Genomic DNA, 22,239 nt, shown 5'->3' with positions numbered 1-22,239 from the left:
CACACTTCCGCCGCGCCAACGAGGCACTCACCGCGAACCAAATCAGGCCGTCGGCTCGGCCGTGGAGGGGCGGGCGGCCTGCTTGAGCTTCATCTCGGCCTCGTGCCGGTTCCCGACCGTGGCCCAGTCGGGGTGGGCGTAGAGCTCGGCGCTGACCGGGGCGAACGCTGCCCGCTTCTCCGCGGTGGGGTTGGCGGCCCAGGCGGCCTCGGCTTCGTACCAGCGGCGCTGGAGGTCGAGCAGGTCGGCGGAGAGATCGGCATCGGTCACCGGCTCATCGTAGGTCGCACATCCGTGCGGTCGAAGATGAAGCGGCTGGCCGACCGGGGCTGGGCCGACGAGCCCACCCCGGGACGGTTCACGCTCGCCGCCGGGCCAGCCGGCGGCTCATGAGTATCGTCATCGGCCACAGCACCATCTGCTCATGCAGGGCGGGGCCGCTCGTCCTCGCGTGATCGCCAACGAAAGAGCAACCGATGCAACCGATTGTCCTATTCGACCTTGACGGCCTTTTGATCGACTCCGAGCCGATCTGGGACGCGGCAAAGCGTGAGGTGTTCGGTCCGCTTGGCCTGCACCTCACAACGGAGATGCAGGCGGCGACGCGCGGGCTGCGGCAAAGGGACATGGTGGCCTACTGGTTCGATCGGGCCACCATTCAAGCCGACCCCGACGACGTCGAGCAGCAGATCGTGGCCGCCGTGTGCCGTCGGCTGGAGGGAGTGGCGCTGAAACCCGGCGCCGAACACGCCGTCGTGGCGTGCGCGCGAGCATCGAGGGCGATGGCCGTCGTGTCATCTTCGCCGGAGTCGGTGATTCGGGCTGCGCTCGCGAGCACCGGCCTTGACCGATCTTTCGACGCCGTGTTTTCGGCCGAAGACGACGAACACGGCAAGCCCCACCCGGGCGCCTACCTCCGCGCAGCTGCCGCCCTCGGCGCGTCACCCGACGAATGCATTGTGCTCGAGGACTCGCTCAACGGCGTCCTCGCCGGCGTGTCAGCCCAGATGACGGTCGTCGCCGTTCCCGAGGCCACTGATCGCTGCGATCCACGCTTTGCGATAGCCACTCTGGTACTGGAGTCCCTCAAGGATCTCGACACCTCTGTATTCGGCGCGCATGTATCCAGGGGGAGCCGGGACGCCACGTGGGCATCGCGTGCTGCGGATCCTCAACCGTTCCGCGAACCAGATCGTGCTGTATGACGCCCTCGATCGTGGGTTCGGGCCTTCACGGGCGAAGGCCCGAACCCACCCCGGGACGGTTCACGCTCGCTGCCGGGCCAGCCGACGGCTCATGAGCATCGTCATCGACCACAGCACCATCTGCTCATGCACGGCGGACAGCGTCTCGTAGTCGCGCACCAGGCGCCGCGAGCGCATCAGCCAGCTCAGCGTGCGTTCCACCACCCAGCGTCTGGGCAGCACCACGAACCCCGAGGCGTCGCCGCTGCGCTTGACGATCTCCAGAGCGAGCCCCAGTTGCTGCTTCGCCCAGCTGACCAGGCGACCCGCGTAGCCGCCGTCGGCCCACACCAGGACGATCCTGCGATAGCGGGCCCGGACACGTTCCAGCAGCGGCATCGCGGCGTCCCGGTCCGTCACGTTCGCCGCGGTGACCATCACGGCCAGCAACAGCCCCAGGCAGTCGACCACGATGTGCCGCTTGCGCCCCGGCACCTTCTTGGCCCCGTCGTAGCCGCGGGTGGCCGCCGGCACCGTGGCCGCCGCCCGCAGTGACTGCGCGTCGATCACCGCCGCGGTCGGCTCCGGATCGCGGCCGGCCTCCTCGCGGACCAGGTCGCGCAATCGGTCGTGCAGTTCCGCGAGCAAGCCCTTCACACGCCACCGCCGCGCGAAGGCGTAGACGCGGTCCCACGCCGGGAAGTCGCCTGGCATCGCTCGCCAGGTGATGCCGCCCGCCGAGATCTTCTCCGTCAGCCGGGCGACCGTGTACCGGGTCTTGGAACGCTCCGCACGGTCCATCCCCGCTGCGCCCGCAGGCTGACGGTCAGCCGGAATACGTTCCAAGAAAGGGTTGACGTGGGTTAGGGCAGGCTGGACGGGCCGCTGTACAGGTTCCCGGCGTGGTTCGAGAGCGCGGTCATCACGCGACTGGCTTCGCTTGCAGGGATGCCGCGTCCGACGAAAATTTCGACCGTGCCCGCCTTGTCGATCTTGGCCGGGTATTTCCGTCGCCATTCCGTATCGGACACACGTTCCGGGCGGACGGTGACGACCACTGTCACTCTGCCGCCGGATCGACCGAGCCTCACGTTCTTCAGGTCACCCCACTTGTACACACCCGCTAGCTCGCCGGTCACGGTTAGCCCGCTGGGGCTAACCGTGAGGCTGTCCAGATCGCCGAACAGTGCGTCCCAGGCGCCAAGTACCCAGCCGCAGCAGTAGCCGCCGACCGCACCGGCCGTGCAGAGGATGACGCCGCTCCCGAACGCGCCTACGTCGCCGATCAACACCTTGCCGGAGAGTCCTGCCACTAGCCCGATGGCCACGCCCAGCCATCCCAGGAGTTGGCACCAGAAATCGGCCATCTTGGTGCTGCGCGTCTTGACCGTCGCCATCCGGTCGCTGGTGATCGTCGCGGGTTCGCCGGATATCGGGCGCTCGGGTGTCTTCTCCGGGGGCCGCTCCGTGATGATGACCTTGGTGGGCGTGTGGGAGGTGTCCGGATCGGCCCAGAGCAGGGCGCGGGCGGCGGCGGCATCCGGCCGCCGGGAGGGGTCCTTCTCCAGCAGGCGCAGCAGGAGCGGGCCGAGGCGCCCCGCGTGCAGGGGCGGCCGGGGCTCCTGGGTCAGGGCCGCGACCGGGTTCTGCCGCGTGAAAGGCGGCTCGCCCTCGACCGCCTCGTACAGGGTCACTCCGAGGGCGAACAGGTCGGCCGCCGGACCCGGTTCGGCGCCCTGCCACCGCTCGGGCGCCACGTAGCCGGGCGAGCCGATGACCACGCTGGAGGAGGTGAGCGTGGCGTCGGTGGAGGCGACGGCGATGCCGAAGTCCGTGAGCAGCACCTGCCCGTCGGCGGCGAGCAGCACGTTCGCTGGTTTGACGTCGCGGTGCACGATCTCCGCCTTGTGTGCGGCATCCAGTGTCGATAGAACCGCCTCGGCGATTCTGGTGACCTGGTCGATCGGCAGGCGCCCGTGCTGCCGCAGCTCCTCGGCGAGCGACCGGCCGTCGACATACTGCATCACGATCCACGGACTACCGTCGTACTCAAAGGCGTCATGGACGGTGACGATGTTGGGGTGGTCGCGCAGCCGGGCAGCGTGCTGCGCCTCCCGCACCGCGCGGGCGATGCGCTGCCGCTGTTCCTCGGGCGTGGCCGGGCCCGGCAGGCGCACCTGTTTCAGGGCGACCTTGACGTTCAGGTCCTCGTCGTGGGCGAGCCACACCTGGCCGAATCCCCCGATCCCGAGAATGTGGACCAGCGTGTAACGGCGCCCGATCACCTCGCCCGCCTGAACCGTGTCCCCCATTGGTGCCCTCCGTCGGCGGTCAAACCGTTCCCCTTCCCCGTGTTCATACCCGGGCACGAGGCTGACAGGGGATCGTACCGGTGGGGCATTTTCGCCGGAAGATGACCTTGCGGCTGTCGTTCGGCAGCCGCAGCACACTGCCGCCGCCCACCGCGCTCGCCGCCCGTCCGGCCTCCGCCCCTCACCGCAGGCGTGCCCGAGCCACTTGTCGTCCTGCGATGGCTCGCCTGGACGCCGCTTCGGCGTGCCGGGTCCCTGAGGCCGGCGGTCCATCTGTCGGACTCTCACGCTGCGGCCGACGCGGCGGGCTGGCCAGCGGGCCGACCTGCCGGGCAGGATCACGCCGAAGGCATTCCGGCACCAGTTCACGAACGACGTGATGGATGCCTCCGGCGGAGATCCGCTGGTCGCGAAGGCAGCGGGGAACTGGGCATCGGCCAAGATGGTCGACGAGGTCTACGGACACCCGGACCTGCACTCACCGGAGTTCGGTGCCGCGCTGAAGAGCGTGTGGGGTGAGGAGTGACAGCTCTCCACCTTCTTCCGGTGGTGGCGCATGGCACCGCGGTTTCACGCACGACCACCGACCGCCTTGAACTGATGCGTGCACTGATCGCTTCGCCGACGTTCGACCCGCTGTTCCGCGAAGACGTCATCTGCATCCCCGGACACCATCCGGGCTACGGCTGGTTCTGCCACGCCGGCGGCTGCCAGCGGGCTGCTGAAGGCAGCAGGGAGTTCTGCTGGACGCATTCGCGGGAGTGGACGCAGGTGAAGGCGTCGGGTGGCACCATCACCGACTTCATGAGAGCCGCCCAGCCCCTGAAGTCACTCTCGTGGCATTCGGCACCCGACTGCATCGTCTGCCCGGGCATTCCCTCCTTCAGCGGCGATCAGCTCTGCTACCTGCATGCCCACCAGTGGCCCCAGCGGCGCAAGGCGCACGCCGAGCGGACAGGCCAGGAGCTCACCTTCGAGGCATGGCTCGCCCAGGCCAGGCGCTACCCCGCGTTCGGCGACTGCCGGGTTCCGTCTTGCCCCGAGCAGGCGGGGTTCCCGCTGGGCCTTTGCTACCGCCACCACAAGAAGTACCAGCGCGAAGGCTGCCCCGGAGGGGCCCGCATGCCGGCGAACTGGTCCAGGTCCCTGGCCAAGGCGGGCAGCGTCGAGACCCTCTACACCGACGAGGCGCTGTTCCGACACTGGTGCTCAGAGACCGGGCCCCCTCGGCGAGCCAACGGCCGGGTGTCGCTTCGGGGAGTGCGGCCCCTGGCCAAGGCCGAGATCCAGTGGACGATGTTCCACCACGTCCAAGGCGGCAACGAAGGCGCCACCTGGCCGCTGTCCTGGATCCAGCGAACTGCCGAGTGCTGCAGGGAACAGGATGTGAACTCTCTGGTCGACCTCGACTTGGACGCCTGCGTTCAGCACGGCCGGCAGGTCGCCAAGGGGATGCTCAGACACCTGCGGCTCGTCTACTTCACTCGTGAGGACACGAAGGAAGCCGGCTTCATCGAGACCGATCACTTTGGCGTCCGCTTTCCGCACACCGAGAGCCACATCGAGCTGGCCGGAATCTCGCAGAGGTGGCTGCGCGACCTGCTCTGGGACGACTTGGCGGCGGAGTTCATCGCCCACCCACCCCGCTCTCGGTGGCCGATCGACCAACGGCGGCGCGGTGTCGTCGAGTTGTCCGCCTTCCTCTTGGCCCGCGCACCCGAAGGCGGGAGTGATCCCGAGGCGTTGACCGATGCCCACATGGTCGACTTCATCGCCGATCAGCGACACCGGGCCAAGAACGGACTGCCGTCACTGGGACTTCGCAAGCAGGGCCGCGACGGCACCAGCGTGATGTCGGACGGAATCGCCTGCGACAACCTGAACGGGGTCCGGCGCCTGCTTCGCAATGCCCTGGAGAGCGGTGCCTCGGAACGGATCGGTCTCGGCCGCGAATTTAGAAGTCATCTCATTTGGGCTTGTAGGCTGCTCGCGTGACGATCGTGGAGCGCTTGGTGCCGGACGAGTTGTGGGAATTGTTCCAGCGGGTGGTGCCGGCGGCGCCGACCCGGCCGCAGGGCGGCGGCCGTCGGCGGCACGGGGATCGGGAGGTGCTGGCCGCGATCGTGTTCGTGGCGACGTCGGGCTGCACGTGGGCGCAGTTGCCGCCCTGTTTCGGCCCGTCCGGGCCGACTGCGCACCGCCGGTTCGCGGAGTGGAGCGCGGCTCGGGTGTGGGCGAAGCTGTACCGGCTGGTCCTGGACGAACTCGGCGCCCGGGGCCAGCTGGACTGGTCGCGCTGCGCGGTCGACTCGGTGAACATGCGCGCGATGAAAAGGGGGAGTTGACGGGTCCGAATCCTGTCGATCGGGGCAAGTTCGGGTCGAAGATCCACTTGCTCACCGAACGTACCGGTCTGCCCCTGTCGCTTGCGATCTCCGGGGCCAACCTGCACGACAGCCAGGCCCTGATCCCGCTCGTCGAGGCGATCCCGCCGATCCGCTCGCGCCGTGGTCCCCGGCGCCGCCGGCCCGGCAAGCTCCACGGCGACAAAGCCTACGACCACCGATTCATCCGCTCCTATCTGCGACGACGGCAGATCACCCACCGCATCGCCCGCCGCGGCATCGAGTCCTCGACCCGCCTCGGCCGGCACCGCTGGGTGATCGAGCGGACCGTCGCATGGCTGGGCGGCTTCCGCCGGCTCCACCGCCGCTACGAACGCAAGGGCACCCACTTTGCGGCCTTCGCCACCATCGCCGCCGCGCTCATCTGCCACCGCAGACTCTCCAAATGAGATGACTTCTTATCGTCGCGCTGCCCAGAAGCCAGAAGAAGGTCGGGCGCCGCAAGCCCTTCTCCGACGATGTCGCCAGGGCCCTGGCCTCGCCGGCCAACCTCGCCGGCCTGGAGGCACTGGACAGCGGTGACCGCGGTCTTCGTGATGTCTGGGAGAGCCTCGTCGTCACTGGGCGACGCTGCAGTGAGGTGCTGAACGTCCGTCTGGAGTGCATCGACCGGCACGGCGAGATCCCGATGTTCTGGCACGATCAGACCAAGGTCGGGAACTTCGACGAGGGCATCCGTATCTCCGATCGGCTGTTCCAGCGACTGCTGGCCCGCCAGGCCAAGACCACCGACCGGTTCGTCCAGCGCAATGGCCGCTTGCCCACCGACGCCGAGCGGCTGGAGCTGGCCCTGTTCCCCCGCGCGACCTGCAACAAGCGGGGCATCAAGGGCGTCTCCTACGGCTGGTTCTCCCCGCTGTTCAGCACCTGGGTCAAGAGCCTGGACCTCCGGGCAGTCGCGCACCAGGCCCGCCACACCCTGGCGACCAACCTCCTGCGAGCCGGCGCGAACCTGACCCACGTGAAGCGCTACCTCGGGCAGATCTCGGAGGCAATGGCCGAGCACTACGTCCACATCGCCAACACCGACCCCCGACTCAACGCCGCCCTCGAAGCCGTCTGGGTCGCCGGCCCCGGCGCCTTCGAACCCGGCATCTTGCTGTCGGACACCGAGCCGATGAGCAGAGAACGCGCCGAAGCCCTTCTCGTCGACCTCAGTCGCACGTCCACCCCTGCCGAAGGCGGCTTCTGCACCTTCCAGCCCGTGGTCAACGGTGACGCCTGCCCCTGGAACCTGGACTGCCACAACTGCGACAAGTTCGTCATGTCCGGAGCCGATCTTGTCTACTGGCACCGCAAGCGCGAGCAGTGTCTGTTGACCGAACTAACTCACGAGTATTCGCAGGTCAGTTGAGGTGTCTGCTAGCTTCCCGTCATGCCCGGCGAACAGCGTCCCGGAAGGGATCTGAAGAACTTCGTCCTGCCCGAAATAGGTCAATTGTTGGAGACCGATGACCCCTGGGAGCCCTGCCGGTTGATGGATCCGTTCGGGAGGCCGGTCGAGCCGGCAGCGGTGTACTTCAAGGACCTGATGGCAGCGGATAGTTCGCCGTTGACGCCTCGGTCGTACGGCATGGACCTGCTTCGATGGTGGCGCTACCTGTGGTTCTTCGGGATCGAATGGGACCGCGCGACACGCGAAGACGCCCGGGACTTCATGCTGTGGATGAAGCTGGCAGACAAGCCGGTACGCGTCCACTGGCGCCACCGCGGCAAGGACCCCGCCGAGATTCCCCAGCCCTCGCGGACCGGCAGGCCGGCACCCGGAACGCCGAACCCGGTAACCGGGAAGCCCACCGTGGGCAAGAAGTACGCGCCCACCACCCGGGCCCACTGCGAGACGGTGCTGCGGACCTTCTACGACTTCCACCTGGAGCGCAACACCGGGTCGCTGCTGGTCAACCCCTTTCCTCTCGCCCGCAACCGCCGCTCGGCACGAGCCAACGCCCACCACAACCCCGAGAAGGAACACAGGAAGCAGCGCACCGGCCTCTACCGGCCCAAGGTCCCCGAGCGGATCCCGCGCCGCATCCCCGACGACAAGTACACCGAGGTCTTCGCCGGCCTTCGCTCACATCGCGACCGCGCCCTACTGGCCTTCTGGGTCGCCACCGGCGCCCGGGCTGAGGAACTCCTGACCTCCAAGCAGGGCGACGCGGTCGTCGGCCAGCAGACCATCGGCGTGATCCGCAAGGGCACGCGCGCCTACCAGGAACTGCCCGCCACCCCCGACGCGTTCGTCTGGCTACGGCTCTACCAGGAAGAAGCCTGGAAGAAGGGGGTCCCTCGTGGCCGAAGGCAGCCGCTGTGGTGGACTCTGCGCCGTCCCTGGCGGCCGTTGGAGTACGACGCGGCCCGCATGATGTTCAACCGCGCCAACGACATTCTGGGGTCCAACTGGTCGCTCCACGACCTACGGCACACCGCGACGTTCTTGATGCTCGACGATCCCTCGATGCCGCCTGTGTACGTCCAGCACATCCTCGGCCACAAGTACCTATCGACCTTGGACATTTACAGCCGTCCTACCAGGGACGATGTCATCACCGCTGGCCTCGCCCATCATGCACGCCAGCAGCGACGCCGGGAGAACCCGCCGCCAGCCCCGCCCGCGCCGGCCTACAACCCGGACTCCCTCAACGTCCTGTTCGGAGGACCAGTCACGTGACCGACCTCCTCGTCGCGCCAGCTCCGCTGGCGCCGACCACGCACCGAGGGGAAGAGGCCGCAGCGCTGTTGCGGGCCTTCCCGTCCCGTGCCCCCGCGACGTCATGGCCTGCTACTGAAGAGGCCCTGCAAGACGTCGTCGAGCGTCTGCAGGAGCCGCCCCTGCGAGCCGCTGGCGCATCTGCACAGCACCAACGCACTTACGGCGCCCGGGTGTTGCTGGCTTGGTTGGAATCCCTTCCCGGTGACACCTGGCAGCAAAGGTGGGACACCAGCCCCGCCTCCGCCTCTTACAACGGCTGGCAGCAACACCCGTTGGCATGGGCAGCTACACAAGGTCGGAAGACTCCCCGCGCGTGCATTGACGCCGGCATGCTGGCTCTGATCTGCGCGGATGCCGTCCGGCCCACCCTGGAATGGCTATCCGGTAATCGATCAGGGCACTTCCGGACCGCCATCGCCGCGGCCCGCGATCCAGAAGGCTTTGCCTGCCTGGCAGCTGAGATCCCCGCGCACGAGCGCGAGCACCGCTATGGCTCGGAAGCATTGAAGTGCCTCGCCCAGATCGTCGCCGCCAACGGCGGAAGGATCGACGACATCATCGTGGGTGACCTGCTGACGCACCCCCACCTTCAGGGGCCATCGAGCAACGGCAGGGCGGTGGGGATTCGTCGCGCCTACGCCTGGCTCCGTGATCGCGGACAATTCCCTCCCGACGCCCCCGCCACTCTCCACCACCTGGCCGTCCGCACTGGAAAGATCAGTCCTGCCGGGCTCATTGATCGCTATCAACTGCGTTGCCAGCCCATTCGTGACCTCTTGGTCGACTACCTTACCGAACGTCAACCGGCAGTCGACTACGGAACCCTCAAGATGTTTGCTTCCTACGTGGGCGGCCTGTTCTGGGCTGACCTGGAACGACACCATCCCGGCCTCGACACCCTCCGACTGCCGCAGGACGTCAGCGACGCCTGGAAGGCACGTCTCGCCGTGAAAACCGTCCGCCGGCGTCGTCCCGACGGCACCACCCACACAGTGGTTGAGCCTCGCAAGAGTGCGACAGCCGTGAAGACCACCGTTCGAGCCTTCTACCTAGACCTTGCCGAGTGGGCCCTCGATCAGCCCGAACGGTGGGGACGATGGGCTGCACCATGCCCGATCAGCGAAACCGAATGCAACACCGCGAAAGAGGACAGACGGAAGAAATCCTGGTCGGATCAGCGCACGCGCGAACGCCTCCCGGTCCTGCCGGTACTCGTCCGCACCGCTGAACGCCGCCTCAAGGAAGCCAGAGCCCGCCTCGACGCCGTCGACGCAGCACCCTTGGGCTCGACCGTCACCATTGACGGCGAGAGCTTCACCCTCCCCAGGGCCGTCCGCCGCACCGATGGAAGACCGGGTCACGTCCTTGATTCAAGTGGGACCCAACGCAACCTCCGCAGCGAAGAAAAGAATGCATTCTTCGCATGGGCCACCATTGAAATTCTGCGACACACAGGCATCAGGATCGAAGAACTTCGAGAACTCAGTCACCACAGCATCATCCGCTACAAACTTCCCGCCAATGGCGAAGTCGTTCCACTCCTTCAGATCGCCCCGTCGAAAACAGATAAGGAACGACTTCTCCTTATCAGCCCTGAACTCGCCGACGCTCTCAGTGCGGTAGTGAGCCGCGTCCAGCAACCCGACGGAACCGTTCCCTCAATCTCAATCTACGACAAGTATGAGAAGACATGGAACGCCGCCATGCCGGTCCTCTACCAATGGACCGTCCGCGGCGAACACCGGCCCATCTCGGAGAACGTCATCCGCAGGTCCCTGAACGACACACTTAAAGCCTCTGGACTCGTCGATAGAAGCGGACGGCCGCTACATTTCCAGCCTCACGACTTTCGAAGAATCTTCATCACCGATGCCGTCCTCAACGGCCTGCCCCCTCATATCGCCCAGGTCCTCGCAGGTCACGACAGCATCAACACCACGATGGGCTATGCCGCGATCTACCCTGCCGACGCCATCGAAGCGCACCGCTCCTTCATCGCCCGACGCCGCCAGACCAGACCATCTGAGGAATACCGCGCAGTCACCCAAGAAGAATGGGACGAGTTCCTCGGTCATTTCGAGCGTAGGAAGCTCGCGCTCGGAGATTGCGGACGGGCATACGGAACGGATTGCATCCATGAACACGCCTGTGTCCGGTGTCCAGTCCTCATCGTCGGCCCCACCGAAAAGCCCAGACTCGAACAAATCAGAAACAACCTCAACGACCGCATCGCTGAAGCCGAACACGAGGGATGGCTCGGTGATGTCGAGCAACTCGGCGTCAGCCTCGCTGCCACAGAAGAAAAGATTGCGCAAATTGAGGCCCAACGGCGACGCAAAGAATCGCCCACCTTCCTGGGCATCCCCGAATTCGATCAGATCGCAGGCCGAACGAGTTGAGCGGCGAGGCCCTGAACCGGCCCAGTTCCTAGTTCGGAGAAGCCTGCGTCTGCTGTCCCGTCCTTATCGTTAGCCCCACGGAACGGCCCCGACTCGAAGAGATTCGGAATAACCTGCTCGACCAGGCCAACGAAGCTGAACGCGAAGGCTTGCTGGGAGACGTTGAAGGACTCTCAGTCAACCTCTCCGCTGCCGAGGAATAGATCGGTCAACTCGACGCGCGGCAAGAGCGACGGAATTCTCCAGTATCTCTCGGGATTCCGGCGAACCCTTAACTCGCGGTAAGCACATGTGGGCGTGAGTCAGAGATTCGCACCGATATGCCGAATTTGTGATGACAGGGAAACCGACTGTCATCTTATGTGACTATTCGCGCATGTGGTTCTAGCGTCATTTGCGACACGCCTCGAGTATCGGCGTGCACGCCTAATCGTCGGCTTAGTGTGTGTTTAGCTACAGTTACATGTAAAGGAGTGGCGATGACAGACCCCAGACCCATGCCGGACCCGGAGCCAGGTCGGCTTGTTGCCGGGATTGTTCGGAGCTTTGCCACCTGGAGCAGCGGATTCGAAGAAAGAGGCGCAGGTCTAGGCCTGGTGAGGCCACCCCAGACTCAAGTCATCGAGAATTTCATTCTGCACAATCTGGTCGCCCCCGAAGCCGAGTGGCGGCGCATTCGAGAGGAAGATCCGGAGCGGTTTGAAGCTGAACTCAAAATGATCCCTTCGATTCTGAATGATTACCTGGCTCAGGTATCCCGGATTAAACCCGTTGACCAGGTCACAGTGGAACAGTTGCAGCGCAGGAAGTCTGAGCACCTCAGGGCCCTAGAGGTCAAATGGAGCTGCGATATGTACCTCTTGCGAATCTGCTGAGCAAGGCTCCAATGAGGTGGATCAGGTGAACAGTGGAGGAAAAGGTGCCGATCAGGATCTACAGGAACACTATCGAGCAGCACTGGCTCAAATCGGAGACCTAACAAAGACTCTCATCACCGTTTCGACTGGGACGCTCGCGCTAAGCGCGACGCTGCTTAAGAGCTTCGGATCTGACAGCTATCTCCCAGTGCTCTACTGGGCCTGGGGTGCTCTAGCCATTTCGACGCTATTTGGCATTGGTGCGATCCTGGAGCAAATTGGACAGCTGTCAAAGAAGTCGATTTCAAATCCAATGCATGATCTCACCCTCCAAATCTGCAATGGCGTGCAACTCGCTGCTCTTCTGGCTGGCCTTGTCCTGCTCGGCATCTTTTCCGTAGCGAATCTCAACAATGCGAGTGGGGGTAGTCAAGCGCCCAAAGTCGTACCGGCCTCACAAAACCCGAATGAATTGAGTCGAGGGCGGTAGCGCTCCAGGCGAATTGAGGTCAGCGTCCCTTTCTTTAGCTGCCGCCGCAGGTAGTCCGGATGCTGGCCTTGTCCAACAGGGTCATGACAGGGCCTGCCCGGCGGGGCGAACCAGACGGACCTGTCCGCGGCGACGACGCACGTGCGCGACCCCTGCCCTGGGCAGGCTGCAGTCAGCACCATACGACCGTTCGGCCCTGCAGATCGGGCCGACGGTGGCCAGAGGCCCCAAAGCTGCTTAGTTCGGAGAATGGCGGATGCTCGCCGAACGTGCCCCCGACAGCGCCACCGCCGACTTCCTCCACGAGGTATTCGAGCCCACCGCCCGCGCCATCGACGGCCTGGAGAAGGCCCTGGCCGCTGTCGGGCTATTGGAGGATGCGCTCGCACTCGACCTCCGGCGGCCCCAGGACTACTTCGGCCGCGTCTGGAGCACAGCCTTTCAGGCCCAGAAACTCGCCGACCATGCCGCAGGAGACGATGCCGCATGAGACCAGAGTCCACCGCGGCAGCCATCGCCGCCCGGCGTCGACAGACCGAGGACAAACTGGCCCGGGTCGCAACGGCGATCGGGCAGCTCCGGCGAGAGCGGGGCCGCCTGACCATCCGCGGAATCGCTCAGCGGGCCGGCGTGTCCGCCACCTTCCTCTACGAGAACGCGGACGCCCGCGCACTGGTCAAGAACGCGGTCACCGACAGCCGCAGCCGTTGTGATCACCTTGCTCAGCAGCAGCACGAGCAGATCGAGGCAACCTGGCGCGAGCGTGCCTTGAACGCCGAGGCAGAGCTGACCCGCACCCAGAAGGAGGTCTTCGCCCAGCGCCAGCGGATCGGGGACCTGATGGGGCAGCTTCGGGACTTCGAGCAGATGGTCCCTGGCGAGTCACTTCAGTCCCTGATCACCGAGAACACCACCCTCAAGCACCGCGTCCAGCAGCTCACCCGTGAGCACCGCACCCTGCAGGAACGCCTCGAAGGCGCCCGCTCCAACCTCCGCTTCGCCGAGAAACGCATCGCCAACCTCGAAGCCGAACTCCTTGAGCACCCGGAGGGCTAAGCGCTCCAGAATGCCTCAGTCGCGCTGCCGACCTCGAAGTGCCACCAGCCCTCGTCCTGCCCTCGAACCAGGAGCTGTTTGAGCGCGGTGAAGTCGGTTCCGCCCGGCACGTCCACCGCTACCATCGGGAACTCGGCGCTGAAGACCTCTCCACCGAGGCCAAAGGGCGCGAGACGCTGGTGGACCGCCTGAGGGCTCCGACCCAGCGGACCAGACGGGATCGGCACCACACGAATCGTGCAGTTCCCGGAGGCGCTGACTCGGCCGGCGGCCCAGTGCAGTCCGTCGGCATCAGTCTGAAATCGGACGACGTCCCCCTGCGCGACCCCGTCCTGAAGGAACGGGACGTTATCGACCCGAGCGGTGTCCGCGCTGAGCCTCGTCGCCCACAGACCCTCGGTGTCCTGCGGGAACCACCCATCACGAGGCACAAAGCGGAACCACACCTTGATCCGCTCGCCGTCGATCTCATGCACATCCGCGCTGTTCATGGAGCACATGTTCGCTCGGACCTGAAGGGCCGCTCACACCGGGCCACCCTGGTCAGCAGCGTCACGGACATGTTCGCCATGCATTGGTGCACGTCAACCAGGGCCCCGACACGAACCTGGTCGGAAAACTGGACCACGACGTTCTGATGCTCTTCGACGCCCAGCTGGACGGCATCGACGACCCCGAGAACCAGGTCAACCAGATGCTCGGCATGGTCAACCTGAAGCCGCTCGACTGGTTCACCGCCTTCGACCCCGACGTCGCGCGCGACCCTGCCCGAGGATTCCGGCCCACCCAGCAGCCTGCGCCCGGGCCGACGAGCTAGCCCGGAAGGGCCGGCAGACATCCACCGGCGATTCCCACCGCGGTGAGGGTCGGTCTGTAACGCGTCGTCGCGCGTGGGGCAACGTTCGCGGTTGAACCGTCATCGCCGGGCCTGCCATTCTGATTCAACCGAAATCAGGGGAGTGCTGTGGCCGCCGATCACCGAAGTCGCTGGATCTCGTTCGAACGGCGCCGCGACCTCTTCGTGCCGGTATCGGTACTGCAGTCTCTCGCCGCCGGTGTCGGCGTTGTCGCCTTGACGGCGGTCAGCGCCATCACCGCGTTTGCCGTCACGCGATGGAACGTCGAACAGTGGAGTCCGACTCCCGCGTTCGGGCTCGTGCTGAAGGCTCTCGGCTTCTATCCGTTCATCCCCGGGTTCTGTGCTCTCGTCCTCACGTCGATCGCGGTCTGCGTTTCCGTGGCCGGCGTCTTCGGCAGGGGCGGGTGGACCGGATCCTCCGGCACGGCTACCAGGACGAGCTGTGCACGGACGGGGAAGACGCGGGCGCGATCTAGGATCCCGCCAGCTGCCGGACCACGCGGCGCGGAACTGCTCTCGGCGGTCCGGCACCGCGGCAGGACCGCCGTAGCGCCCCCTCAGCCTTCAGGCAGGTAACGTCGGATGTACGCCGAGTCGGCGCTGAGCCCGTTGGACGGCCAGGTCGCCGGCGGACTCCGAGCGGGGGCGGCCGACGACAGCCCCGCGAGCGGGTTCGGCCTCGGCCAGGAGTTCGTCGAGTACTGCACCGGCGCGCTTGGTCGTGCTCGCGGACAAGCCGGGGGGTGGCTCAGCTCAGGAAGGCAAGTGGCTTGCCAGCACCCTCGCGCTCACCGACAACGGCACCGGTACATCGCACCGGGCAAGGTCGTCCTCCCCATCGTCACGGCTCCGAGTCATCACGTTCCACACCTGCAGCTGGCGGACCTAGTCGTTGCTGCCTCCACCGCGGCGGTCGCTGGCCGACAAAATGCGGTCGACCTGAAGGACCTCCTCTATCTGCTCGCGCACAAGCGATCGAGCGGGTCCATCAACGGCGCTGGGGTCGTGATCTATCCCGACCGCCCGAACCTCTACTACCGGGCCTTCGGCGAGGAGACGTACTGGAGGGGCTGGGTGGGTGTCGGGCTGCCGGACAAGCAGTTTGACTACTTCGACAACGACGGGCTGAAGCCCTCCGCTTCCCAGCCCTGATTGACAGGTGGGTGCGTCCCGGACATAGCCGCGACGCATTCACGCAGCTCAGAGGCGATGCGAACTCGCGGAAGTTCGGAAAACTGGACCACGACGTCCTGATGCTGTTCGACGCCTCCATAGACGGCATCGAAGACCCCGGCAACCAGGTCAACCAGATGCTCGGCATGGTCAACGCCCGCGATCCCGCACGAGGATTCCGGCACATCTAGCGGGCCTCCGCCCCCGCCGGTCCCGGCCGGTCCAACGCCACGCCCGGCCGGAACCGGTTGGGCGGCGTCGGCCTCGCGCGCCCACATCGGTGCCGCAGTGCTACCGATTGCCCCTGGGCACGTCCTGATGCCGGGCCCCGGGCTCAGGTGCTGGTGCGCAGCAGCAGCAGGTCGAGTACCGGGGCGTCGGGTCCGGGCTGATAAGGGCCGGTGTAGCGGTAGCCGAGCCGGCGGTAGAGGTGCTGGGCGGGGTGGTCGCCGGGCATGGCGAGCAGGGAGACCCAGTCGGTGCGCAGCGCCTCCAGCAGCGCGGTGTGGATGCGGCTCCCGACACCGCGCCCCTGCCAGCCGCTGCGGACGGCGAGTTCGCAAATGCCCGCGAGGGAGTCCGTGGTGCGCGCCTCCTCGGGAGTGACCTGCGGCAGCAACTGCTCGCCGTACCAGTAGGCGGGGGAGCAGCGGAAGCCGTAGCCGAAGCCGACGATCTGCCCGGCCGCGAACGCGGCGACGAGGGTGAACTCCTCGTGCCGCGCGTGCCCGCTGATCTGGCGGCGCAGGGTCTCGGGGGTGAACCCGGCGCGGGCGACGTCGTCGTGGCCGGCGTGCGCCTCGGCCCAGACGTCGGCCAGGGTGTCGAGCAGGGTGGCGGCGTCGCTCGGGCCGTAGCGCCGGACGACGAGCGGTATGTCGGGGGTGTTCATGGTGGCCCTTCAGGCTGCGGGGACGGCGGCACGGTAGGCGTCCAGGTAGTGGGCGACGCACCGCACCGTCCGGTGCGCGTGCAGGGTGCTGGCTATGTCGCGCAGGGAGCGGACGAGGCGCCCGGAGCGGACGTCGGGCAGGTAGGTCAGCGCCTGGTGGCCGGCCTCGACGGCGGCGTCGAGGTCCGGTTTGGGTGCGCGGGCGTGGTGGACGGCGATGTCGGCGGTGTACAGGGCGCGGTTGCGCGGGTGGCCGTCGGCGAACAGCATCACGGCCTGCTCGGCGCCGGCTGCGGCACGGTCGTGCTGCCCGAGGTCCGCCCGGCACAGGGACTCCAGCCCGGCCAGCTCGGCGGGCACGAAGAAAGCGAGCCAGTCCGGGTCGCACTCCCGGGGACCCTTGGCGTAGAGACCGTACGCGCGAACCAGCGCCTCCTCGGTGAGCGACCGGTCGCCCTGGAGGGCCCAGCCGCGGGCCTCGCGCATGGCCAGCAGAGACAGCCAGCGGGGCGAGCCGAGCCCCGCGGCCGCGCGCTGCGCCACCTGGGCTGTGGTGACGGCCTCGCGCGGCCGACCGGTGGCGTGGGCGAGCAGGGACAGGCAGGCCCAGGCGTGGGCCTCCAGGCCTGGGTCGTCGGCCTGGCGGGCGCTGGCGAGGCCTCGGTGTAGAGGGAGCGGGCGTCGGAAGGGCGTTCGGCATCGAGGGCGAGCCAGCCAGCGGCCACCGAGAGCATGCCGGTGGCGGTGTGGAGCTGGCGGCCCAGGTCTTCGCTGTACCTGCCGTTTGCGAGCCAAGTGTGGGCGGTGTGGAGGGCTTCGGCGGCCCGCCCGGCGAGGTCGGCGGAGCCGTGGTCGCGGTCCTCGGCGTACAGTTCCTGCTCGGTCCGCGCGAGGCCTTCGAGGTGGTCGCGGCCAAGGGCTGGACGGGAGGTATCGGGGTCCGGGACGGTGGCGGCGAGCACGGCCGCCCCGGCGCCCAGGAGGATGCTGCGTCGGCGCATGTCGTCTCCGTTGATGCGTTGTTCGTCAGTGTCCGGCGTCGCCTTCGTTCTTGCCCGGCGGCCGGGAGGTGAAAAGCCGAGCTCCTCCGCCGTGCGGCCGGTCACCCGGTGCAGCAGACGGCAGTACCGGGCCTGCGGCCGGGCGGTGTCGCCGTCCTCCCAGGTCGCGATCGTCCTGGCTACCAGAAGGGCCGGTTCGCCGAGCTTGATCGACTCGCGCACGAGGAACTCGGCGGCCTCGCTGCGGCTCATGTCCCACTCGACCTCGCGGAGCCTACGGAACGTGCTGTTCGGTTGGCCCATGACCGCCCCCTCGGAGTCCACGAGCACCGCGCCGACACCCAGACGGTAGCGACAAGGGCACTCTCCGCAACAGTGCCGCCGCCATGGAAATTCGAATGAAGGCCGTGTTCTTCATCCAAATTTCCAGCCGTCTGACATCGCTTCAGCGCCGCTGGCGTCGTTTCCTGGATTCACCGCGGTCCGGCAAACCCGTACTGCCGGTGAGTCCCCGTCAGACCCGTGCGCTCCACCCTGGCGAGGGCGCCGGGCCCACGGCCGATCCGAGCCCGGCCGGCTCAGCTCTCAGTCTCACCTTCCCGAGAAGGGACTGGCATGCCCACATCACAGAAGACCCGGGGCAGCTCCGCCGACAGCAACAGCAGCTGCCGCCGCCTCCGAGCAACCGCCCGCCGCGCCTGCTCGCGGACGACGAGCAGTACCTGTGGCACTCGTGGTCGCCGTGCGGGATGGCGGGCCGCGGGGGCATGGTGGTGACCGGCGGCCGGGGCTGCGAGGTGTTCACGGCGGACGGCCGGACCCTTTTGGATGCCCGTGCCGGGATGTTCAACGCCACGCTCGGCTACGGCCGCTCCGACGTCGCCGATGCCATGCACGTCCAGGCCCAGCGGCTGGCGACCTACACCCTGACCCAGGCCGCGACGGTGCCCGCTATCGAGCTTGCCCGGCGGATCGCCGGCCTGACGGGGGAGGAGGAGCTGTCGCGGACGTTCTTCTGCCACTCCGGGTCCGAGGCCAACGAGACCGCGGTGAAGGTCGCCCGCCAGTTCCACGCGCTGCGCGGCGACACCGGCCGGCGCACGATCCTCTCGCTGGCCGACGGCTACCACGGCTCCACGCTGGCCACCGCCGCGATGTCGCAGATCCCGGCGGCGCGGGCCGGAAACGAGCCGCTGCCCGGCGGCTTCGTCCACGCCCCCGCGCCGCGCTGCCCGGAGTGCGCGGCACGCCGCCCGCACCGCACCTGCGCGGTGCCCGGGCCGGAGGCGATCGAGCAGGCACTGCTGGCAGCCGGCCCCGAGACGGTGGCCGCGATCGTCCTGGAACCGGTCCTCGGCGTGGCCGGGGTGTGGCCGCTGCCGGCCGGCTACCTGCGCCACGTGCGCGAGCTGTGCGACGAGTACGGCGTGCTGCTGGTCCTGGACGAGGTGATGACCGGCATCGGGCGCACCGGGGCCTGGTTCGGCTACCAGCACCACGGCATCACTCCGGACATCGTGACCCTGTGCAAGGGGCTGGGCGCCGCCTACGCCACCGTCTCCTCCGTCACCGTCCGCCAGAGCATCTACGAGGCGTTCTCTGCGGACCCGCTGATGGGCGGCCTGCGGCACGGCTTCACCACCGGCGGCCACGCCACCGCCTGCGCCGGGACGCTGGCCGTTCTGGACGCCGTCGAGCGCGAGGATCTGGTCGCGCGCGCCGCCCGCACCGGGGCGCTGCTGCTGGAGCGGCTGACCAAGCTGCGTGAGCTGCCCACGGTGCACGACGTGCGCGGGGTCGGGCTGTTGCTTGCCGTCGAGTTCGACACCCCGGAGCAGGCGGCCCAGGTCGACACCGCGATGCACGACGACGGGGTGCTGGCCCGCCTGCAAGGCGCGGCCGTCACCCTCGCCCCGCCCCTGGTCCTCAGCGAGGAACAGGCCGAGCGGATCGCCGACTCCCTGAAGCGCGCCGCCCTCGCCCTGGACGAGCACCGGTGAGCGCGCACCCCGCCGTCGTCCTGCCCTGCGCCGGGAAGGGCAGCCGCCTCGGCCTGCCCTTCCCCAAAGAGCTGCTCCCCGCCGGACCCGGCCTGGTGGCGATCGACTCCGTGCTGCGCCTCGTCAGGGAGACCGCCGCCGACGTCCGGCTGTTGCTGGTCACCGCGCCCGGCCGCGAGGCCACCGCCCGGTACGTGCGCGAGCGCAGCGTCGCACCGGTCGCTGTGGTCGAGCAGGATCCGGCGCTGCCGGAGCTGGCCGGGGCGATCCGCTCGGCTCTGCCCTGGTGCCCGGGCCCGGTGCTGGTGCTGCTGCCCGACCAGGTGCTCGCCGACCCCGCGCCGGGCTTGCTGGACTGCGCCCTCGCGGCGCTGGCCGACAGCCCGGCGTGCTTCCTCGCCGCACCCGAGGACGACCCCCGGCGGATCGCCGTCGACGGGGCACTGGCCACCGAACCGGGCGCCGGCGGCCTGCGGCGGCTGACCGCCCTGGCCGACAAGCCCGGCCCCGACTCCACCGCCGGGTTCGACCGGGTCTGGTTCGGCTTCGGCTTCCAGCCGGCCTCCGCCCGCCAGGTGCTGGAGCAGATGCACGCCGCCGCCGAGCATCGCCTGACCGAGTACGACTTCCGCACCGGCCCCCTGGCCGGCGCCCCGGTCATCGACTGCCCGCCATTCACCGACCTCGGAACCTGGACCGCCTTCTCCCGCCACTGGAAGGACACCGCACCGTGCGACTGACCGCCTTCACCGGCCCGTACACCGTGGGCGACAACATCGGCGGGATCGGCCTGCGCTTCTGGGAGCTCGCCTGCGCGCTCGCCGACGCCGGCATCGACGTCGACCTCGTCTGCCCGCCCGGCTCCGACACCACCTGGAGGAGCGACCGCGTGCGGGTCACCGTCTTCGACGAGGACACCTGGCGCACCCTCGTCGAGACCAGCGACGCCGTCATGACCGGCGCCGAGGCCGACACCCGCGTCATCCTCCACGCCCACACCACCAGCCGCCTGCTGATCGCCGAGACCGGCGTCCCGGTCGAGCAGCTCGACTACGACCGGCTGCGCAACGCCCCCGACCCCGCCGCCGCCTACCAGGAGGTGATGGACCAGTACCTGTTGCAGGTCGTCACCGCGGACCACCTCGTGGCCCGCTCCGACGTGGAACGCGCCGGCCTGTACGCGACGCTGGCCGCCCTCGGGCGCCTCACCCCCGTCGAGCACGCCCGCTCCCGGACCCTGGACCACCTCGTCTCCCTCCTTCCCATCGGATTCGGCGCCCGCGCCGACGCCGCCCTGGCCACCACCCCGATCACCGCACAGCCGGTCGAGTTCTGCTGGTCCGGCGGGATCTGGGACTTCTACGACACCCAGGCCGTCTGCGCGGCGACCACCCTGCTGCGCGACGAGGGCATGCCCGTGCGCACCCGCTTCCTCTACGCGCCCCCGCCCGATCAGCAGATCCTGGAGGCCGCCCGCCTGCACCGCGCCATCGAGGAGTACGGCCTCCAGGACCTCGTGCTGCTGCACCCCGGCCCGCTGCGCCACAGCGACCGCGACTCCCTGATGCTCGCCACCCGCGCCCTGATCTGCCTCGGCCGACCCGGCGTCGAGAACGAGCTGTGCCACCGGCTGCGGCTGCGCGACGCCCTGCTCTACCGCACCCCGGTCGTCGTGGACTCCCACGGCGCGTCCGGCGACTGGATGCGCCGCCTGGGAATCGGCCTGGCCGTCGACAACCACGACGTGCGGCAGGTCGCCGACGCCATGGCCGCGCTGACCCGCGACGACCACCAGCTGACCGCCTGCCTGCACGCGATCGAACGCGAGCGCCCCCTGCATCGGATCGAGGCCAACACCGGCCCCCTGCTGCGCGCCCTCATCGACGGCCGCCCCGCGGCCTGGGCCGACCGGCGTCGGCGCGACGAGGCGGTGGCGCAGATCCTTGCCCGCAGGCCCGCCCTCGCGCACTCCCCGCTCCAGCTCGTCTGACCCTGTCCCACCAGATCGAATCGGAGAACACCGTGAGCCCTGTCGCCTTCGCGTCCGGCCAGTTGGACGCCTTCCTCGCCGCCGCCGCCTCCGCTGGCCGGCCCGGTCTGCCCGCTTTCCCCACCGACCTGCCCGAGCCGCTTCACTTCGGCTCCTACCAGCTCACCCGGAGCGAGGCGGCGCTGCTGGCCCGCCGCGTCCAGCGGGCCGGTTTCGCCGTCATCGACGTGACCGAGGAGCCGACGGAGCAGAACCTGACCGCTCTCGCCGACCGGCTCGGCCTCGGCGACCCCTTCGTCCCTCCGATCTACCGCCGGCCCGGCGCCGTCACCGTCGCCAGCAGCGGAGTCTCCACCCTGACCGCCACCGCCGACGGCGTCGCCCACCCGGCTGTCTCCGCCAACGGGCAGGGCCTGCACGTCGACGGCCTGCTCCAGCCAATCGGCACCGTGCGCACCTCCGTGCTGCTGTGCGCCCGCCCCGCCGCCCAGGGCGGCCTCTCCACCCTGTTCAACTCCACCGCTGCGTTCTGGGCCCTCGTCGGAGAGGACCCGCAGGCCGCCGAGACGCTCATGGGCTCCGGAGTCCTCACCCGCACCGCCAGCGTCAACGGATCCACCGACCAGACCACCGGCCCCGCATTCGCCGTCGTCGACGGCCAGCTCCTCACCCGCTACAGCCGCGACGGCAACGACACCTGGACCCCCGCCCCCGGCCAGGACGCCGCCCTCGACCGCGCCCTGGAGGCGATGGACGCTATGGCGCCGCCCGGCTCCCCGTACGCCGCCGAGTTCACTCTCACCGCCGGCCAGGGCCTAGGCCGTGTTTTAGAAGGCGTTGAAGGTGTTCCTGGTTGGCCGCCCGGGGAAGTCTCGGGCGGCCAACCAGAGGATGAGGTCGCGAGCGATCGT

At 68.2% G+C, this 22,239-nt stretch carries 24 protein-coding genes; 18 read left to right on the top strand and 6 right to left on the bottom strand.

Annotation, left to right across the window (positions count from 1 at the left end; translation table 11 throughout):
- Positions 1-42: 42 nt before the first annotated feature.
- A complete protein-coding gene (locus ACZ3TI_RS38695; RefSeq protein WP_465734912.1) occupies positions 43-270 on the bottom strand; it encodes a hypothetical protein in 228 nt (75 codons plus the stop codon).
- 206 nt (positions 271-476) lie between these two features.
- Here ACZ3TI_RS38695 and ACZ3TI_RS38690 point away from each other — a divergent pair, with 206 nt between their 5' ends.
- Positions 477-1,205: an HAD family hydrolase gene (locus tag ACZ3TI_RS38690; protein ID WP_465734910.1), complete on the top strand. Its 729-nt coding sequence runs from the start codon at positions 477-479 to the stop codon at positions 1,203-1,205.
- A gap of 60 nt (positions 1,206-1,265) precedes the next feature.
- Here the strand turns inward: ACZ3TI_RS38690 and ACZ3TI_RS38685 are convergent, their stop codons facing one another.
- Together ACZ3TI_RS38685 and ACZ3TI_RS38680 are read right to left on the bottom strand one after the other, a co-directional pair.
- Entirely contained in the window at positions 1,266-1,985 is a 720-nt protein-coding gene (locus tag ACZ3TI_RS38685; protein WP_465734908.1) for an IS5 family transposase, read from the bottom strand.
- A gap of 62 nt (positions 1,986-2,047) precedes the next feature.
- Complete coding sequence (locus ACZ3TI_RS38680; protein ID WP_465734906.1) at positions 2,048-3,496, bottom strand: serine/threonine-protein kinase; 1,449 nt, start codon at positions 3,494-3,496, stop codon at positions 2,048-2,050.
- A gap of 379 nt (positions 3,497-3,875) precedes the next feature.
- Between ACZ3TI_RS38680 and ACZ3TI_RS38675 the strand changes: the two genes are divergently transcribed.
- From ACZ3TI_RS38675 to ACZ3TI_RS38630, 10 genes are all read left to right on the top strand, one after another.
- On the top strand, positions 3,876-4,022 hold the full coding sequence (locus ACZ3TI_RS38675) for a hypothetical protein (RefSeq protein ID WP_465734904.1): 147 nt from the start codon (positions 3,876-3,878) through the stop codon (positions 4,020-4,022).
- Positions 4,019-5,491: a hypothetical protein gene (locus tag ACZ3TI_RS38670; RefSeq protein ID WP_465734902.1), complete on the top strand. Its 1,473-nt coding sequence runs from the start codon at positions 4,019-4,021 to the stop codon at positions 5,489-5,491. Before ACZ3TI_RS38675 ends, ACZ3TI_RS38670 begins: the two co-directional genes overlap by 4 nt.
- Positions 5,492-5,493: 2 nt before the next feature.
- Positions 5,494-6,290, top strand: a protein-coding gene (locus tag ACZ3TI_RS38665) for an IS5 family transposase (protein ID WP_465734930.1) whose coding sequence is annotated in 2 segments (ribosomal slippage) — positions 5,494-5,830 and positions 5,830-6,290 — 798 coding nt in all. Because the reading frame shifts where the segments join, the coding sequence is not laid out codon by codon here.
- A gap of 11 nt (positions 6,291-6,301) precedes the next feature.
- Positions 6,302-7,255 (top strand): tyrosine-type recombinase/integrase, encoded by a 954-nt coding sequence (locus ACZ3TI_RS38660; RefSeq protein WP_465734928.1) that lies wholly within the window; start codon positions 6,302-6,304, stop codon positions 7,253-7,255.
- A gap of 21 nt (positions 7,256-7,276) precedes the next feature.
- Complete coding sequence (locus ACZ3TI_RS38655; protein ID WP_465734900.1) at positions 7,277-8,569, top strand: tyrosine-type recombinase/integrase; 1,293 nt, start codon at positions 7,277-7,279, stop codon at positions 8,567-8,569.
- Positions 8,566-11,010 carry a tyrosine-type recombinase/integrase gene (locus ACZ3TI_RS38650; protein ID WP_465734898.1) on the top strand — a complete coding sequence of 815 codons (2,445 nt, stop codon included), beginning with the start codon at positions 8,566-8,568 and terminating at the stop codon, positions 11,008-11,010. The genes ACZ3TI_RS38655 and ACZ3TI_RS38650 overlap by 4 nt, the downstream gene beginning before the upstream one ends.
- 479 nt (positions 11,011-11,489) lie before the next feature.
- Positions 11,490-11,885, top strand: coding sequence for a hypothetical protein (locus tag ACZ3TI_RS38645; RefSeq protein ID WP_465734896.1), 396 nt, complete (start codon positions 11,490-11,492; stop codon positions 11,883-11,885).
- Positions 11,886-11,901: 16 nt separating this feature from the next.
- On the top strand, positions 11,902-12,357 hold the full coding sequence (locus tag ACZ3TI_RS38640) for a hypothetical protein (RefSeq protein WP_465734894.1): 456 nt from the start codon (positions 11,902-11,904) through the stop codon (positions 12,355-12,357).
- Between the two features lie 256 nt (positions 12,358-12,613).
- Complete coding sequence (locus ACZ3TI_RS38635; protein ID WP_465734892.1) at positions 12,614-12,847, top strand: hypothetical protein; 234 nt, start codon at positions 12,614-12,616, stop codon at positions 12,845-12,847.
- Positions 12,844-13,413: a DUF6262 family protein gene (locus ACZ3TI_RS38630; protein ID WP_465734890.1), complete on the top strand. Its 570-nt coding sequence runs from the start codon at positions 12,844-12,846 to the stop codon at positions 13,411-13,413. The genes ACZ3TI_RS38635 and ACZ3TI_RS38630 overlap by 4 nt, the downstream gene beginning before the upstream one ends.
- On the opposite strand, the gene ACZ3TI_RS38625 is transcribed toward ACZ3TI_RS38630, so the two are convergent.
- Entirely contained in the window at positions 13,410-13,904 is a 495-nt protein-coding gene (locus tag ACZ3TI_RS38625) for a DUF4265 domain-containing protein (RefSeq protein WP_465734888.1), read from the bottom strand. The two genes, ACZ3TI_RS38630 and ACZ3TI_RS38625, sit on opposite strands and share 4 nt — an antisense overlap.
- Before the next feature lie 86 nt (positions 13,905-13,990).
- On the opposite strand from ACZ3TI_RS38625, the gene ACZ3TI_RS38620 reads away from it, so the two are divergent.
- Both ACZ3TI_RS38620 and ACZ3TI_RS38615 read left to right on the top strand, forming a co-directional pair.
- Positions 13,991-14,230, top strand: coding sequence for a hypothetical protein (locus ACZ3TI_RS38620; RefSeq protein WP_465734886.1), 240 nt, complete (start codon positions 13,991-13,993; stop codon positions 14,228-14,230).
- Positions 14,231-14,854: 624 nt separating this feature from the next.
- Positions 14,855-15,424 (top strand): hypothetical protein, encoded by a 570-nt coding sequence (locus ACZ3TI_RS38615; protein WP_465734884.1) that lies wholly within the window; start codon positions 14,855-14,857, stop codon positions 15,422-15,424.
- 355 nt (positions 15,425-15,779) lie between these two features.
- Here the strand turns inward: ACZ3TI_RS38615 and ACZ3TI_RS38610 are convergent, their stop codons facing one another.
- Both ACZ3TI_RS38610 and ACZ3TI_RS38605 read right to left on the bottom strand, forming a co-directional pair.
- Positions 15,780-16,337, bottom strand: coding sequence for a GNAT family N-acetyltransferase (locus ACZ3TI_RS38610; RefSeq protein WP_465665207.1), 558 nt, complete (start codon positions 16,335-16,337; stop codon positions 15,780-15,782).
- A gap of 9 nt (positions 16,338-16,346) precedes the next feature.
- Complete coding sequence (locus tag ACZ3TI_RS38605; protein ID WP_465734882.1) at positions 16,347-16,880, bottom strand: hypothetical protein; 534 nt, start codon at positions 16,878-16,880, stop codon at positions 16,347-16,349.
- 263 nt (positions 16,881-17,143) lie between these two features.
- Here ACZ3TI_RS38605 and ACZ3TI_RS38600 point away from each other — a divergent pair, with 263 nt between their 5' ends.
- The 5 genes from ACZ3TI_RS38600 to ACZ3TI_RS38580 form a co-directional block, all read left to right on the top strand.
- Positions 17,144-17,410 (top strand): hypothetical protein, encoded by a 267-nt coding sequence (locus ACZ3TI_RS38600; protein WP_465734880.1) that lies wholly within the window; start codon positions 17,144-17,146, stop codon positions 17,408-17,410.
- A gap of 677 nt (positions 17,411-18,087) precedes the next feature.
- On the top strand, positions 18,088-19,338 hold the full coding sequence (locus tag ACZ3TI_RS38595; RefSeq protein WP_465734878.1) for an aminotransferase family protein: 1,251 nt from the start codon (positions 18,088-18,090) through the stop codon (positions 19,336-19,338).
- Positions 19,335-20,078 carry a glycosyltransferase family protein gene (locus ACZ3TI_RS38590; RefSeq protein WP_465734875.1) on the top strand — a complete coding sequence of 248 codons (744 nt, stop codon included), beginning with the start codon at positions 19,335-19,337 and terminating at the stop codon, positions 20,076-20,078. The genes ACZ3TI_RS38595 and ACZ3TI_RS38590 overlap by 4 nt, the downstream gene beginning before the upstream one ends.
- On the top strand, positions 20,069-21,328 hold the full coding sequence (locus ACZ3TI_RS38585) for a glycosyltransferase family protein (protein WP_465734873.1): 1,260 nt from the start codon (positions 20,069-20,071) through the stop codon (positions 21,326-21,328). Before ACZ3TI_RS38590 ends, ACZ3TI_RS38585 begins: the two co-directional genes overlap by 10 nt.
- Before the next feature lie 32 nt (positions 21,329-21,360).
- A partial coding sequence (locus tag ACZ3TI_RS38580; protein WP_465734869.1) for a TauD/TfdA family dioxygenase occupies positions 21,361-22,239 on the top strand: 879 nt, incomplete at its 3' end.

Source organism: Kitasatospora sp. NPDC023120, assembly GCF_055560835.1.
This window is presented reverse-complemented; position numbering and strand designations above follow the sequence as displayed.